General features: G+C 43.1%; 14 protein-coding genes. 2 read left to right on the top strand and 12 right to left on the bottom strand.

What is annotated here, in order from left to right; translation table 11 throughout:
• Window positions 1–3 precede the first annotated feature (3 nt).
• From G576_RS0103995 to G576_RS0103940, 12 genes are all read right to left on the bottom strand, one after another.
• Complete coding sequence (locus G576_RS0103995; protein WP_027973507.1) at window positions 4–642, bottom strand: Maf family protein; 639 nt, start codon at window positions 640–642, stop codon at window positions 4–6.
• Between the two features lie 89 nt (window positions 643–731).
• Window positions 732–1,367 carry a response regulator transcription factor gene (locus G576_RS0103990; protein ID WP_027973506.1) on the bottom strand — a complete coding sequence of 212 codons (636 nt, stop codon included), beginning with the start codon at window positions 1,365–1,367 and terminating at the stop codon, window positions 732–734.
• On the bottom strand, window positions 1,357–2,364 hold the full coding sequence (locus G576_RS0103985; protein WP_027973505.1) for an envelope stress sensor histidine kinase LiaS: 1,008 nt from the start codon (window positions 2,362–2,364) through the stop codon (window positions 1,357–1,359). The genes G576_RS0103990 and G576_RS0103985 overlap by 11 nt, the downstream gene beginning before the upstream one ends.
• Window positions 2,361–3,059 carry a cell wall-active antibiotics response protein LiaF gene (gene liaF, locus G576_RS0103980; protein WP_027973504.1) on the bottom strand — a complete coding sequence of 233 codons (699 nt, stop codon included), beginning with the start codon at window positions 3,057–3,059 and terminating at the stop codon, window positions 2,361–2,363. Before liaF ends, G576_RS0103985 begins: the two co-directional genes overlap by 4 nt.
• A gap of 107 nt (window positions 3,060–3,166) precedes the next feature.
• Window positions 3,167–5,059 carry a Stk1 family PASTA domain-containing Ser/Thr kinase gene (pknB, locus tag G576_RS0103975; protein ID WP_027973503.1) on the bottom strand — a complete coding sequence of 631 codons (1,893 nt, stop codon included), beginning with the start codon at window positions 5,057–5,059 and terminating at the stop codon, window positions 3,167–3,169.
• Window positions 5,056–5,796 carry a Stp1/IreP family PP2C-type Ser/Thr phosphatase gene (locus tag G576_RS0103970; protein ID WP_027973502.1) on the bottom strand — a complete coding sequence of 247 codons (741 nt, stop codon included), beginning with the start codon at window positions 5,794–5,796 and terminating at the stop codon, window positions 5,056–5,058. The genes pknB and G576_RS0103970 overlap by 4 nt, the downstream gene beginning before the upstream one ends.
• Window positions 5,797–5,832: 36 nt before the next feature.
• A complete protein-coding gene (gene rsmB, locus G576_RS0103965; RefSeq protein ID WP_027973501.1) occupies window positions 5,833–7,155 on the bottom strand; it encodes a 16S rRNA (cytosine(967)-C(5))-methyltransferase RsmB in 1,323 nt (440 codons plus the stop codon).
• Window positions 7,145–8,086 (bottom strand): methionyl-tRNA formyltransferase, encoded by a 942-nt coding sequence (gene fmt, locus G576_RS0103960; RefSeq protein WP_027973500.1) that lies wholly within the window; start codon window positions 8,084–8,086, stop codon window positions 7,145–7,147. The genes rsmB and fmt overlap by 11 nt, the downstream gene beginning before the upstream one ends.
• 179 nt (window positions 8,087–8,265) lie before the next feature.
• Entirely contained in the window at window positions 8,266–10,650 is a 2,385-nt protein-coding gene (locus G576_RS0103955; protein WP_027973499.1) for a primosomal protein N', read from the bottom strand.
• Between the two features lie 72 nt (window positions 10,651–10,722).
• Window positions 10,723–11,040, bottom strand: a complete 318-nt coding sequence (rpoZ, locus tag G576_RS0103950; RefSeq protein WP_027973498.1) for a DNA-directed RNA polymerase subunit omega — start codon at window positions 11,038–11,040, stop codon at window positions 10,723–10,725.
• Between the two features lie 16 nt (window positions 11,041–11,056).
• The gene (gmk, locus tag G576_RS0103945; protein WP_027973497.1) at window positions 11,057–11,671 is read right to left on the bottom strand and encodes a guanylate kinase; all 615 of its coding nucleotides are present in this window, start codon (window positions 11,669–11,671) and stop codon (window positions 11,057–11,059) included.
• A gap of 154 nt (window positions 11,672–11,825) precedes the next feature.
• A complete protein-coding gene (locus G576_RS0103940; RefSeq protein WP_027973496.1) occupies window positions 11,826–13,433 on the bottom strand; it encodes a ribonuclease Y in 1,608 nt (535 codons plus the stop codon).
• 127 nt (window positions 13,434–13,560) lie between these two features.
• On the opposite strand from G576_RS0103940, the gene G576_RS0103935 reads away from it, so the two are divergent.
• Both G576_RS0103935 and G576_RS12240 read left to right on the top strand, forming a co-directional pair.
• On the top strand, window positions 13,561–14,043 hold the full coding sequence (locus G576_RS0103935) for an S-ribosylhomocysteine lyase (RefSeq protein WP_027973495.1): 483 nt from the start codon (window positions 13,561–13,563) through the stop codon (window positions 14,041–14,043).
• A 271-nt stretch (window positions 14,044–14,314) separates the two neighbouring features.
• Window positions 14,315–14,992, top strand: a complete 678-nt coding sequence (locus tag G576_RS12240; RefSeq protein ID WP_083959935.1) for a TetR/AcrR family transcriptional regulator — start codon at window positions 14,315–14,317, stop codon at window positions 14,990–14,992.
• The last annotated feature ends 112 nt before the right edge of the window (window positions 14,993–15,104 follow it).

Here is a 15,104-nt window from a genome sequence, read left to right as displayed (position 1 = left end):
CTTTTATTGGTCTGTCTTAAAGATTCTCTCTGAGACTTCTGCTACGGGGAGCCCGATGATGGTGTGGATATCGCCCGTTACAGACTTGATGAGGCGGGGGTCCAGTTCTTGAAAACCATAAGCACCGGCCTTATCCAGGGGCTGCTTGATGGTCAGATAGTCCTCCACCACCTGTTCCAGTTCTGGGTAAAAAGGGGCAAATTCTATCCTAGCCACTGTGTAGAAGACTTCCAGATAGCCTTGCATCCGTAAGCAAACAGCCGTCACCACATCATGGCTCTTGCCAAAATAGGAATAGAGCATCTGCCTGGCTTCCTGCAGATCTACCGGTTTGTTGAAAATTTTTCCATCCGAAATGACCATAGTATCCGCTGAAATATAGAGGGTATCAGCTTCCAGCTCCATGTCGGACTTGGCCTTGGTGATTTCACAGCAGACCTTGGCAGCCCGCGTCAAAAAATCATCCTCCTTAAAAACCTCCATAAAGTGCTCTTCCAAGGCCCTCTCATCCACTTCTACCGATGAAAGAGCAGGGTTTAAAAAGGCCAGAAGGTCCCTCCTTCGAGGTGAAGTCGATAGAAGGACAAACTGCTCGATTCTTCCTTTTTGACCGACTTTTTCATAATTAAAAACGTTTTGCATGGTGAAGCTCCTTGGGGTCATTCTAATCGTCAAAAACAGGGAAATAAGCGTTTAATTTCCTCTTATCGTGCTTATTTAGGTCTCCACTTTTAGTCACTGTCCTTAACCAGCCTATGCTTGAAGGCATAGACAACTGCTTGCGTACGGTCGGTCACATCTAGCTTTGAGAGAATATTAGAGACGTGTGTCTTGACCGTCTTCAAAGAAATGAAAAGCTCATCAGCAATCGTCTGATTGTCATATCCTTTTGCCAAGAGAGCTAAGATATCACGTTCGCGGGCAGTCAGCTCATCATGAAGGTGCGGTTCATCCTTATAATCTTTTAACTTCTGATTGACCTCGGTTTCAATAGCCAGTTGCCCCTTGGCTACCTTTTTGATAGCATTGAGAATCTCAGCCGCATTTGAGGTCTTGAGCATGTAGCCCTTTGCTCCAGCTTCGATGACGGGATAGATTTTTTCGTTATCCAAATATGACGTCAAGACCAAAATTTTTGCCTCAGGCCAGTCTTTTAAAACTTGCAGTGTCGCTTCTACTCCGTCCAACTCAGGCATAACGAGATCCATAACCACTACGTCCGGACGACGTTCCAAAGCCATCTCAACCCCAGCTCTGCCATTTTCCGCCTCACCAATCACCTCAATATCAGGCTGAAGGTTAAGAAAACCCTTGAGTCCCAAGCGCACCATCTCGTGATCATCCACCAAAATTACCTTAATTGTCATCCTCGTCTCCTTCCATCAAAGGCACCCGAATATCCAAGGAAGTGCCCTTTCCTTTACTGCTAAGTAGTTTCATGGTCCCCGCCAAGTCCTCTACCCGATCTTCGATATTTTTAAGACCATAGCTGAGCTCACGATTAGCATCTAGATCAAAGCCTTGACCGTCATCTATCATTTTGAGTTCCAAGTCGCTGTCGCTTTGAATCAGATAAACTTCCAATCTACTTGCCTTGGCATGTTTGAGCGTATTGCTGATAAATTCCTGAGCAATCCTAAAGAGATTTTCCTCAATTCTTTTAGGGATATCAGTCACTTCTGCTCTGTAGTCCACCGTGATATTTGCTTTATCCGTCAATTCACGCAAAATCATGCGCAAACCTTCTGACAAAGTCTTTCCTTCCAATTCAGTCGGTCTCAGGTGTAAAAGCAAAATCCGCAAATCATTTTGAGCGTCATTGACGATGCCCTCAACCATTTTTAACTGTTCTTCCAACTGTTTGCTTGTCAAATCAGGGGCTGTCTGAGCTAAACCAGATAAAATCATACTAGCCGCAAAAAGCTCCTGACTGACCGTATCATGGAGATCGCGAGCAATTCTCCGCCTCTCCTGTTTGACGATGTCCTCACTATTTTCAATATAAGCATTTTCTGTTTTTTGAAGGTTGTTGGTTAAGTGTCTCATCTTACTGGATAAGCGTAAGAGATTCTGTCCCAATTCGGTCTCGTCTGTCTCTCGCACTGGTTTATTGTCCAAAATTCTTCTCAAATTGTGATTGGTTTGCCGCTTACTAAACTCATCCAATAAAAACCATCCCATAAGTAAAAGTACCATGAGGGTTACCGCTAGAGAGAGTAAGCTAAAACCAAGCCTTAGTCCTAGTCCAATGTTTGAAAAGAGGAGTTTGAAACTTAGACCCAGACTATCAAAAAGAACAAAGGTAACCGTTCCCAAAATTAAAAGGTCAAAGATAAAGAGCATAGCAACGGTTTGTTTTTTCATCCTCTGACCACCTCCACATTGCCTGCTAGTATAGTGACAACAATCTTCATGCTTTTATTGGCCTGATTGAATCCTTCTTCTTCCAGAGTAATCGTCTCATTACGTAAATCGTATTCAGGATAGTCAAAAAAGGTAACACTGCCGTAGATACAAGCTGTATTTAAACGAACGGCTACATCCACTGGTACAATAATCTGAGTCGGCCCATAAACCTTACGAATCAGGATATGATTGGCCTTTCCTGACACGATAACTTCCCTCAAATCAATGGTGTCATTTCCTGTAAGACGGATAATATTGATGTCGTCAAAAGCAAAGCTGGTCCGTTTGAGAGGTTCGTGATCACCGAGCCACTGATTAGCAGAAGTTGATACCGTCAACTCCTTTTCCTCAAAGCGAATCAAAGCTCTGCGATTGTTCTGCTTAACCTGAGAAAAATGATTAATCAAAACATAGACCACACCGAAAAGAATGGCCACAATCACGTAAGGATTAAGCATGAAAACCAGAAAGAGCAACCAAAAACTAGCTGTCAGAAGAAAATTATTGCGACTGCCCAAATTGTAAAAGCGGAGCAAAAGTAAGGTCACCACCAAGAGCAAGAGAAAGGCAGAAATGTCCTTGGACAAAATGGTCATGATAGCCATAGCCAAGAGGGCACTCTCCACAATCAAGAAAATATGAAATTTTTTCATGTTACTCCTTTACTGTTGTCATCGCTAATGCCATTTTATCAGATTTAATCTCAAATTTCAGCCATTCTTTCAGAAAAAGCAAAAAATCCACCCTAGGGCGGATTTTCTTACTGACTGGTGGTCGTTTCAGTCTCACTGGTTGTCGTCTCAGTTGAAGTGGTTGTCGTCTCAGTTGAAGCGGTTGTTGTTTCAGTGGTTTCTGTTGTCGTCGAAACTTCTGCCTGTAGATAGAGAGTAATGGTTTCTTCACCCTTGACAGAAATACTAGTTCCATAAAAAGGTTCCTGACCAACAACTAGACTGTTACTGCTTGGTTTTTTAACCTCTAGATAACCTGACTCCGTTTTTGTGTAGAGTTTAATCCGTGACTCTGAAATGCCTAGAGCCGTTAAAACAGCTATAGCCTGACTGTAAGTCATAGAGTTCCCTGAGGCGTCTGTAGTTACATTTGGCATACTAATATTTTCCTTAGCAGCTACTCTAAAAACAATTTTAGTTGTTCCTTTTAGATTGTAAGAATCTCCTGCCTTTGGCGTTTGGGACACAATGGTTCCATTATCGGCATCAGTATCTTCTACTTCCTCATAGGTAATCTTTTCCTCAGGTACTTGATAAGTAGCCATCAGCTCAGCTTTTGCCTCTTCATAAGTCTTCCCTATATAGTCTGGCATGTCAAAGGTCTCACTACCTGATGAAATGTACAAGTCAACTTTCGATCCCTCTTTACGATTGGCCCCTGGGGTCGGATTGGTTTTCACAACCTTTCCAGATTCAACAGTCTCGCTGTCAATTTCGTAAACTGTTCCTAGCTTCAGGCCAGCTTCTTCAAGAGCACTTTCTGCTTGAGTCTGCGTCATGCCAATCATATCTGGTACCTTAACTTCAGTTTTGTCTGAAAGTGCCAAATAGCCGAATATTAATCCAAAAATCAGTAAAATACCTAAGAAAATCTTGAAAAATGTCGCTAATGGGCGGCGTTTTTTCTTGACAGGTTTTGAGGTTTGCTGCCCATGTTCGCTTGATGGAGCGGCTACTGTTGGTGGAGCCTCAATCTCAGATGTTTTTTTCAACAGGTGGTCACGAGACGTATTTGCCGTATTTGTCTCCAGCTTAGGCAGGCTTGTCTTCGTTGTTGACCCATTATCAAAAGTCAAACGACGCTCCCTAGCTCGTCCTGGATCCAAAGCAGATGAGAGGTCACGAATCATTTGATAGGTGGAAATGTAGCGGTCAGTCAATTTTTTAGCTGTCGCTCGCAGAACCACATTTTCCAAAGCTTGTGGAACATTTGGATTCTCAGCCACAATTGAAGGCAAGGGTTTTTGAAAATGCTGTAAAGCAATGGTGACTGCTGAATCACCATCATAGGGAATATGTCCTGTTAGCATTTCAAAGAGCATGATTCCCATAGCGTAGATATCGCTTTGGATAGTAGCCTTAGAACCACGTGCTTGCTCAGGAGATAGATAGTGAACTGAACCCAACATGGAGTTGGTCTGAGTTAGACTTGTCTCAGCAAAGGCCACCGCAATCCCAAAGTCCGTCACCTTAGCTCTACCATCTTTTGTCAGAAGAACATTTTGTGGCTTAAGGTCACGATGAATAATCCCTTTCTGGTGTGCAAGGGTCATAGCTGACAAGACTTGTCGCATAATGCGAATGACTTCTTCATTCGATAGAGGACCATGGTCGTGAATGTATTTCTTCAAATCAGCGCCGTCAACATATTCCATCACAAGAAATTGTTGACCATCTTCCTCGCCGATGTCGCGTATGGCAACGATATTAGGGTGAGAAAGCTCCGCCATAGCTCGTGCCTCACGTTGAAAACGGGCAACAGCTACTTGGTCTGTTTGGTAATTGGTTCGAAGGACCTTGATAGCCACTTCTTCATTGTCCAAAATCAGGTCATTTGCCAAGTAAACATCTGCCATTCCCCCGCGACCGATGGATTTGAGAATACGATACCGACCAGCAAAGAGTTTGCCAATCTGAATCATCTCACGGCCTCACTTTCAACTGCTACTAGGGCAACGGTGATGTTGTCAAGTCCTCCTTCGAAATTGGCTTGTTCGACAAGAGCTTCCGCCTTAACTTCAAGGCTAGTTTCTTCCATGACAATATCCAAAATCACTTGATTTGAAACCATATTTGTCAAACCGTCGCTATTAATCAGGAGGTAGTCTCCTTCTTCTAAGACTTGAACGGCAACATCAATTTCTAGAGGCGCAGCTTGTCCCACAGACTGAGTGATGATATTCTTTTGCGGATGAGCCGCGGCTTCCTCTTCTGTCAGTTGCCCTGCTTTGACCAAAGCATTAACCAAGGAATGGTCGCTAGTCAAGAGTTGGTAGGAGCCGTTACGGATGAGACCGATACGTGAGTCACCAACATGGGCGAAGATAGCAACATCTTTCAGAAGAACAACCGCCTCGATTGTAGTTCCCATCCCCTTATAATCATCTGTTTGGCCCAATTCGTAGATTTTCTGGTTCTCAGCTTCGATGGTTTCAAACATCCAGTCGCGAATCTGGCTCAACTCAGTGAAGTCAGTATTGACCCAAGAGCAACCCAAATCGGTCACGGCCATTTCACTGGCAATATTACCCGCACGATGTCCGCCCATGCCGTCAGCAAGGACAATCAGCACAATATCACTCTTATTGGTATATTTGTTGATAAAATCTTGGTTATTTGAACGTTTGAGTCCAATATCCGTTTGTAATGCAATTTTCATCATAATCTGCTGATTTTCAGCTTTCCTCCTTAGATACTAAGCCAAACGGCGGAATTTCGCAATGAAAAAGCCATCCGTTCCATATTGTTCTGGTGTGATGAGCAGACAGCCATCAAGGACAATATCTTTCTGCTTGTGTTCTAGTTCTACCTGTTCAAAGTTGGGGTGACTAGCCAAAAACTTAGCCACTACTTCTTGATTTTCCTCAGGAACGATGGTACAGGTGCTGTATACCATTATACCACCTTTCTTGAGGGTTTGACAAACACTAGCTAAGATTTCCAGCTGTGTTTCTTGCAAGCTAGAAAAATCCTGTAACTCCTTATTATACTTGATGTCAGGCTTTCTTCGAATCAGCCCAATCCCAGAGCAGGGGGCATCCACCAAGATTTTGTCAAAGTGGTCTTTGGGAAAATGCTGAGCTACTAAGCTTGCGTCCAGTTTATAGGTCTGAATCTTGTCAGATAAACCGAGACGCTCCGCATTGTCACGAATCAGCCCCAGCTTATGGTCATATAAATCGAGGGCTGTGATAGTTCCCGTAGTCAGGTAAGAAACCATATGAACAGTCTTACCACCTGGCGCTGCGCAAGCATCCAAAATAAGGTCATCTCCTTGAATGTCCAAGGCTGGTGCCACTAACTGACTAGTCTCATCCTGAATGGTGATCTGACCAGTTTTAAAGTAGTCTGTCGCTGCAAAGACGCCCGATGGTTTGGTCAGACCAACCGATGACAGCTGAGAAGGCTCCGCACCAGTCTTCTCAGCAATCTCAGTTATATGGTCTGGATTGATCACTCGAACCGAGGCTTTGTTGCGGACAAAAAGGCTTTCAAAAATTTTAACCGCGCGCTTCTCTCCGTATTGGTCAATCAATTTTTTCACCAACCAAACAGGAAGGGAGTAGAGAATAGAATAGCGCTTATTAACCCGCTTGATACTATTTGGATCTGGCAAAGGATCACGGATTATTTTTCTCAGAACCCCATTGACCAACTTTTCAGCACCACGACCATGCCCACGTTCTTTAGCCAAGTCAACAGCTGAATTGACAACCGCATGGGCTGGAATCTTGTCCAGATAGGACAGCTGGTACAAGCTAAGCAATAGCAAATCATAAACCCAACTCTGCAATTTATCACGATCCTCGATATAGTGAGCCAAAAGCCACTCCAGAGTCATTTTTCGAGCCACTGTTCCATAGACCAACTCAGTCACCAAACCTTTGTCCTGATCAGATAGTGTACTTGTTTTGAGTTGTTTGTTTAAGGCGATGTTGGAGTAGGCTCCCTCTTGGAAAACCTCTTCCAGAACCATGAGCGCTTGCCCACGCGCCGTATTTTTCCATTTATTCGCCAAAAGAATCACCTACTTGCAGATTGCGCCCGACACCATTGAGGAAGTCCGCTATTGCCATTTTAGGCTTACCTGCTGGCTGGACAGTTTTTAGGGAAATCGCTCCGCTACCTGCGGCAACGACCAGAGTTTTTTTAGTTTTCTCGATAATTTGACCAGGTATCCCTGAACCGTCAACCTCTACTACTTCATAAACCTTGAAACGATTGTTATCAAAAAGCGTGTGAGCCACAGGCCAAGGGTACATGCCGCGGACATGATTGAAAATCTCGCGTGCCGATTTATTCCAGTCAATGCGCTCCTGCTCTGGAGAAATATTTGGTGAAAAAGTCGCCTGACTGTGGTCTTGAGGCTCAGGTTGGATTTCTCCTGCAAGGTAATCTGGCAGGGTTTCAATTAACAAATCACGACCGACAATGGCTAACTTGTCAAACATGGTACCAACGTTGTCCTCATCTAAAATGAGCGTTGAAGCTTTTGCTACCATGTCGCCAGCATCCATTTCCTTAACCATTTCCATGATGGTAACACCAGCTTCCTTTTCACCATTGATAATAGCGTAATGAATCGGTGCTCCACCGCGGTACTTAGGCAGAAGCGAGGCATGAACGTTGACCGCAAAATCAACGCTATTTAAAAGTTTTGTTGGCAAAAATTGACCAAAGGCAGCCGTTACAATTCCATCAGCACCCAAGTTAATAATGGCTTCCATTTCTTCCGAGCCCGACAATTTTTCAGGTTGATAGACTGGCAAACCATGAGCCAGAGCCACTTCTTTAACAGGTGTCATCCGAATTTCTCTCTTGCGTCCGACAGCACGATCCGGCTGAGTAACAACTGCTAGAATCTCATAGCGTTCGTCTGCCAAAAGGCCTTTGAGAACTGTCGCTGAAAAATCAGGCGTTCCCATAAATAATAATCTTGTTTTTGTCATTTGTTATCCCACTTTATCCATTTGTAATTTCTAATATTTTATCATATTTCCAAGTCTAACTCATAAATTTCACCTTATAAAAAGGCAGGGAAAAAGTCAGATGTGAAAAGGCCAATCAGCCGTGCTCCTATCAAGCAAATCTTGCACAAAGCACAAGAGAAGAGTCCTTGTAACAGACTCTACATCATATTCTGTGGTTCATGATCAATAGCTAGTCGTAACTCCTTATTATCTGTTTCCTGAGTCCAATCCAAAATAGCATTAAGAACTGCCTCTAAATGATTCTCAAAACGGTACTTAATGATAATTTGGTAATGGTAGAGGTTGTGGGTTCTAGCGATTGGTTTAGGCGTCGGTCCTAAGATTTTAACCTTCTGGGACAACCGACTACGTAACATTTCCATAACCTGATAGCTTTTACGGACCAGTAATTCTTCATCTTTATGAGATAGAGTCAAGCCCACTGTGAAGTAATAAGGCGGATAGGATAGCTGGCGACGAATGTTCATTTCATACCTGTAAAAACCCTCGTAATCCTGATTCTGAGCAAATTGGATGGCATAATGGTTAGGATTATAAGTCTGAATAAGAACCTCTCCCGCCTTTTCAGCCCTCCCTGCTCGACCGGCCACCTGAGTTAGAAGTTGAAAAGTCCGCTCTGCAGCTCGGAAATCAGGTAAGTTGAGCGAAGTATCTGCGTTGATTACTCCAACCAAGGTCACATTGGGAAAATCTAATCCCTTGGCAATCATTTGAGTACCAAGTAAGATGTCCGCTCCGCCATTGCCAAAGGTCTCTAAAATCTTTTCGTGAGCCCCTTTCTTACGCGTGGTATCAACATCCATGCGCAAAATTCTAGCCTCTGGCAAAAGCTCTGACAGCTCATCATAGACTTTCTGGGTACCTGTTCCGTAATAGCGAATACTATGACTCTGGCAGTTGGGACAAGTCAGTGGAATCCCTGTCTGGTGACCACAATAATGGCAGTTCATTGTTCTGGTATCCATATGCAGTGTCAGGGAAATGTCACAGTTGGGACAGTTAGCAACGTAACCACAATCTCGGCACATGACAAAGGACGAGTATCCCCTGCGGTTGAGCATGAGAACAACCTGCTCCTTTTTAGCCAAGCGGTCACGAATTTTCTCCAGCAAGATTGGCGTCACATTCCCCGCCTCCTGCTGACCGATATAATCTCTGAAATCAATCACCCGAACACTTGGAATAGCTGCTAAAGGATTGGCACGTTGAGTCAGTTGCAAAAACTCATAAACCCCCTTACTGGCGCGTGCCCGACTCTCAATAGTCGGCGTCGCCGAACCCAAGACCAAGACTGCCTGATGAGATTTAGCTCGGATTAGCGCCACATCACGTGCATGGTAGCGGGGGTTGGACTCCTGTTTGTAAGTCGCTTCGTGTTCCTCATCGATGATGATGGCACCAATATTTTCCAACGGGGCAAAAATAGCCGATCGGGCACCAACGACAACCTTAGCAGAGCCAGATTTAATCTTACGCCACTCATCAAATTTCTCCCCATCTGACAAACCTGAGTGCATGATTGCCACCTGCTTGCCAAAACGAGAAATGAATCGCTGAGTCATCTGTGGCGTCAGAGAAATCTCAGGAACTAAAACGATAGCTGTCTTTCCCAGCTTCAACACACGGTCAATGATATGCAGATAAACTTCTGTTTTACCAGATCCCGTAATCCCTTCTAACAAAAAAGGCTTATTGTCCTGACCGATTTTCTCCGTCACACTATCCACAACATTTTGCTGTTGAGCATTGAGTTGTAAGAAGTCCGTCTCCTTAACACGGTCAAAATAATCAGCTGATCGATTTTGCTCAATCTCATAAGTCGTCAAGAAGCCCCGTTCAACAAAAAAAGTCACAACTGGAGAGGAAAAAGTCTTATTGAGATCCGCCACTTTCCCGTCTTGAGGATTTTCAAGCAGATAAGCCTGCAGGGCCAAACGCTTTTTGGCACGATTTCCTAAATCAACCTGAGTAAGCTTTGGTACGCTAACCCTGTAGCGTTTTTCAGTCTTGATGGTCTTTCTATCCTTAGCTAGATAATCAACCCCAATCTGACCCTGGCGCACCAAGCGCGCTACTTTATTTTCTAAACTTTTGTCTAGGTCACTAGCAGAAAGGCTAGGCAAACTGCCAAAAATTTCTTGACGATCCTTTTCTGACAAGGTTTCTTGAGCCGTCAAGTTCTTATCATAGTGACTATTGAGCAGACTTGGCAACATGGATTTTAAAATGGAAATCTTGTACGAAAAAACCGTCTGCCTCATAGCGTCAGCTAAATCTAGTTGCTCCTGATTAAGCACAGGCTCAAAATCAAGGACATCAACAATTTCTTTTAAATCAGCGTCAGCTTTTTCCAAAAAACCAACCACAAACCCCTGCAAGAGCCGATTGCCCTTACCAAAAGGAACATGAACCCGCGACCCCAGAGCAATAGCGTCCGTCAGATTGTCAGGCACTGCATAAGAAAAGGGCTTGTCAGTCTGCATGAGAGGGACATCAACGATGATTTGCGCGATTTTCTTCATAAACTTCCTTTCTAAAACGATTTGCTTGTTAAATTTCACTTGATGATAAAGGAAAAATCCAAGATACCTATCTTAGATTTTCTCTCCTTCTTCTTCTTTTTCTTTAGCGATTTGCTCTTTAATTTTGCGTTCTTCTTCTTCTTTTGCCAAACGCTCTGCTTCAAGTCGAGCAAGAACTTGGGCGCGTTTTGCTTCCGGGTCTGAGTGAATCGTTACGTTTCCTGATTCGATTTCTTCTAGGGCACGGAGAGTATTCTTCACCGATTTAAAGTTTTGTGTTGGATTGGCACCTGCTTCCAATTCGTGCGCACGCTTTGCCTGCAAAATGCAGAGGGAATACTTGGAAGGTACTTTATCTAAAAGTTTGTCAATTGACGGTTGTAACATCATAATAGCAGTCTCTTTTCTAAATATCTTTAATCATATCATTGTATTTGCCGATAACGCGCTCCACGCGATAATGCTCCGCTTCAATCAGGCGTTTCACCCGCTCAGCAGCCAGATGAACCTCATCGTTAACCACCGCGTAGTCGTATTCACGCATGAGGGCAATCTCTTCCTTGGCGCGGGCAATGCGCTGTGCAATGACCTCATCACTATCCGTTCCACGACCAACCAAGCGATCTTTCAATTCTTCCAAATCAGGCGGTGTCAGGAAAATAAAAACCCCATCTGGAACCTTTTTTTTGACCTGAAGAGCTCCCTGAACCTCAATTTCCAGGAAAACATCAATACCCTTATCCAAGGTTTCATTAACATAAGTCAGAGGTGTGCCATAATAATTACCAACATACTCAGCATATTCCAACATCTGACCGTTTTTAATTAGTTCTTCAAACTCCTCACGAGTGCGGAAAAAATAATCCTTTCCTTCAACCTCGCCAGGTCTTTTAGGGCGGGTCGTCATGGAAACCGAATACTCAAATTTGTGATCTGGCGTTGAAAAAATTTCCTCACGCACAGTCCCCTTACCAACTCCTGAAGGTCCTGAAAAGACGATCAATAAGCCACGTTCAGACATTGTAAAAACCTCTTCTAAGATTACAGATGGTAAAAAAGCAAAAAGCTTCTTTACCATGAAAACATTCATATCAGTTCTCTCCATTTTAGCAAAATAGCGGAGCTTTTTCAAGGAAAGAAACAGATAAAAAACAAAAAGCCTTTCGGCTTTTTGTCTACTTAGCGTAATCAACTGCACGCAGTTCGCGGATAACGGTTACTTTGATATTTCCTGGATAATTGAGGTTATCCTCAATCTTTTGACGAACCTTATGAGCCATGACTGTAACTTGGTCATCCTTGATTTTCTTAGGTTGTACCATGATACGGATTTCACGGCCTGCTTGGAGAGCATAAGCTTGTTGCACGCCATCAAAACCTGTAGCGATCTCTTCTAAATCACGCAGACGCTTAATATAGTTCTCCATAGATTCATTACGCGCACCTGGACGAGCTGAGCTGAGGGCATCAGCAGCCGCTACGATAACAGCGATAACAGATTCTGGTTCCACATCACCATGGTGGCTAGCAATAGTATTAACGACAACTGGGTGTTCCTTATACTTACGGGCAAATTCTGTCCCGATCTCAACGTGGCTTCCATCAACCTCGCGGTCAATAGCTTTACCCATATCATGTAAAAAACCTGCACGACGAGCAAGGGCAACATTCTCACCCAATTCACCTGCCAAGATTCCTGCAAGTTTTCCGACTTCGACCGAATGGCGCAACACATTTTGTCCATAAGAGGTACGAAACTGTAGGCGTCCCATAATCTTAATCAAATCCGGGTGCAAGTTTGGCGCTCCAATCTCATAGGCAGCCGCCTCACCATACTCACGGATACGATTATCAAGCTCATTGCGATTTTTCTCAACCAACTCCTCAATGCGAGCTGGATGGATACGCCCATCAGCGATAAGTGCTTCAAGAGTCAGACGAGCAATTTCACGACGAATAGGGTCAAATCCTGATAAAGTCACAACTTCTGGCGTGTCGTCAATGATAACATCAACCCCAGTCAGACTTTCTAGAGTACGGATATTGCGCCCCTCACGTCCAATGATACGACCTTTCATGCCATCGTCTGGTAGATGAACTGTCGTCACTGTCTGTTCCGTCACATACTCACCAGCTATACGCTGCATGGCCTGCGCTAGCAATTCTTTTGCCGTCTTTGTCGAACGATCCTTGACCTCTTGCTCAGCCGCTTTAATGCGAGTAGCAATGTCATGAGACAGATTATTTTCAGTCTCGGTCAAGATAACTTCACGCGCCTCAGCAATCGTCATATTGCCGACACGTTCAAGTTCTGCATATTTTTTAGCTTCTAGTTCTGCTAATTGTCCCTCACGCTCATCGATATTTCTAGATTTATCTGTTAGACTTTGCTCTTTGGATTCGAGCTGTTTCTCCTTGCTGACCAAACTTTCATCTTTGCGGTCAAGTGAAGAGGCACGTTCACTTAAACGTGTCTCCATCTGTTTCAACTCTTGACGCTCAGACTTAAATTCTTGCTCAATTTCGTGACGATACTTTCTAGCCTCTTCTTTTGCTTCCAACAAGAGCTCTTTTTTGTGGGCTTTGCTTTCAAGCTCAGCTGCTTTACGAATATGATCAGCTTCTGCCTCAGCCTGCCCCCGTAGATTAACAGCATCTTGTTCCGCATTGAGAAGAGTTAGTTCTGCAGCTTCTTTGGCTGATTTCATCTTTGCCGAAACCACTGCATAACCAATCATTAAACCGACGAGGATAGAAACAACTGCTAATATTGCGTTTAACATTTGTTCACCTCATTTTCTTAGTTTTTCAATCAAAACCATCTTTAAGTTTATCATAAAATAAAGCGTTTCACAATCTAAAAAGTGATTTTATGGTATGATAGAAGAAAATAATTTATTGGAGTAATCTATGACAAAAAAAGTTATTGTTGAGAGCTTCGAGCTGGATCACACAGCTGTAAAAGCTCCTTATGTTCGCTTGATTTCTGAGGAAAATGGCCCTGCTGGGGACATCATTACCAATTTCGACATTCGCTTGGTTCAGCCAAATACAAATTCCATCGAAACCGCAGGACTGCACACCATTGAGCATTTGCTGGCAAAACTGATACGTGAACGCATTGACGGTATGATTGACTGCTCACCTTTTGGTTGCCGCACTGGTTTTCACCTCATTATGTGGGGCAAAGTTGATGCGACTACTATCGCTAGAGTCATTAAGTCAAGCCTAGAAGAAATTGCCACCGTGACTAGCTGGGAGGACGTCCCTGGCACCACAATCGAATCTTGTGGCAACTACAAGGACCACAGTCTATTCGCTGCCAAAGAATGGGCTAATCTTATCTTGTCTCAGGGTATTTCCGACAATGCCTTTGAAAGAAATATTGTTTAAAAATACGCCAGGAAGAGGTTCCTGGTGTATTTTTATATAGACGTTTATACATGAAATTTAGATAATTTTATTCTTTTCTTGGCCGTTTTCATCATATTACTTTACTTTTTTTAGATATTTTTAGTTTTTTTGATGTTTTTATCTGACGAATCTCTCCTAGATCCTGATTTCCAAGGTATTTTACTTGTCTTTAAGATACTTTGTGATATAACAAGCAAAATATACACGTTTGTCGTATCTTTGGAAGAGTTATACTAATAAAGGAATTTTTATGGACCATTCTTTAGGCAAGAAGAAACAGGTTTGGGAAACAAAGAACATGATTGCCAATGCCTTTCGATACCTAATCGAAGAAACTTACTACAATGATATTACTATTTACCATATTTTAGAAAAAGCCGGGGTTTCGAGAAGAACCTTCTACCGTCACTTTGACAATAAAGAGGATTTACTAGATTACATCCTGACAATGCTTATCATAGAATACTACGATGAACGTGAGAAGTTCCTTTGCGCTACTCGTCCAGAGGATGTTTTTTACACTACCCTGAATTTCATGTACCAGAACCATCAATTTATCAAATCTCTCATATTAAGTGGAGATTATAATAAATTTACTGACAAATTTAACAATAATGCCTCTATTGTTTTCGACGCCTTTGACCTTCCTTGGAATTCTTCAGATAAAATAGCCTCTAGAAAAAACAGCTATTTTGCAACTGCCCTTATCGGAGCTTATTTGAATGTTATCAAACATTGGCTTATCGGTGAAGAAGTTGAACCTCCTGAAGTTGTGGCAGAAGATATTGCAGCCATGTTTTGCGCCATTCCAAATTACTTCGCGAATCTTGATAAAACCAGAACAGACGGAGCTCTACAGGATCCTAAATTTACTATTGAAGAAACGTACTCCGATGAGCTTGATTGCCCTGAAGCCTATTCCGAATAATGTAGTCATTTGAATTAGCTTGGATACATCGTCACTGTCGGTTTGCCATACTCTAGTGCTTCCTGCATCTCACTTCCTTGTCTGAATTCTAATTCATTCGACTATACAAAAA

The organism is Streptococcus porci DSM 23759 (assembly GCF_000423765.1).
Lineage (GTDB): Bacteria > Bacillota > Bacilli > Lactobacillales > Streptococcaceae > Streptococcus > Streptococcus porci.
This window is presented reverse-complemented; position numbering and strand designations above follow the sequence as displayed.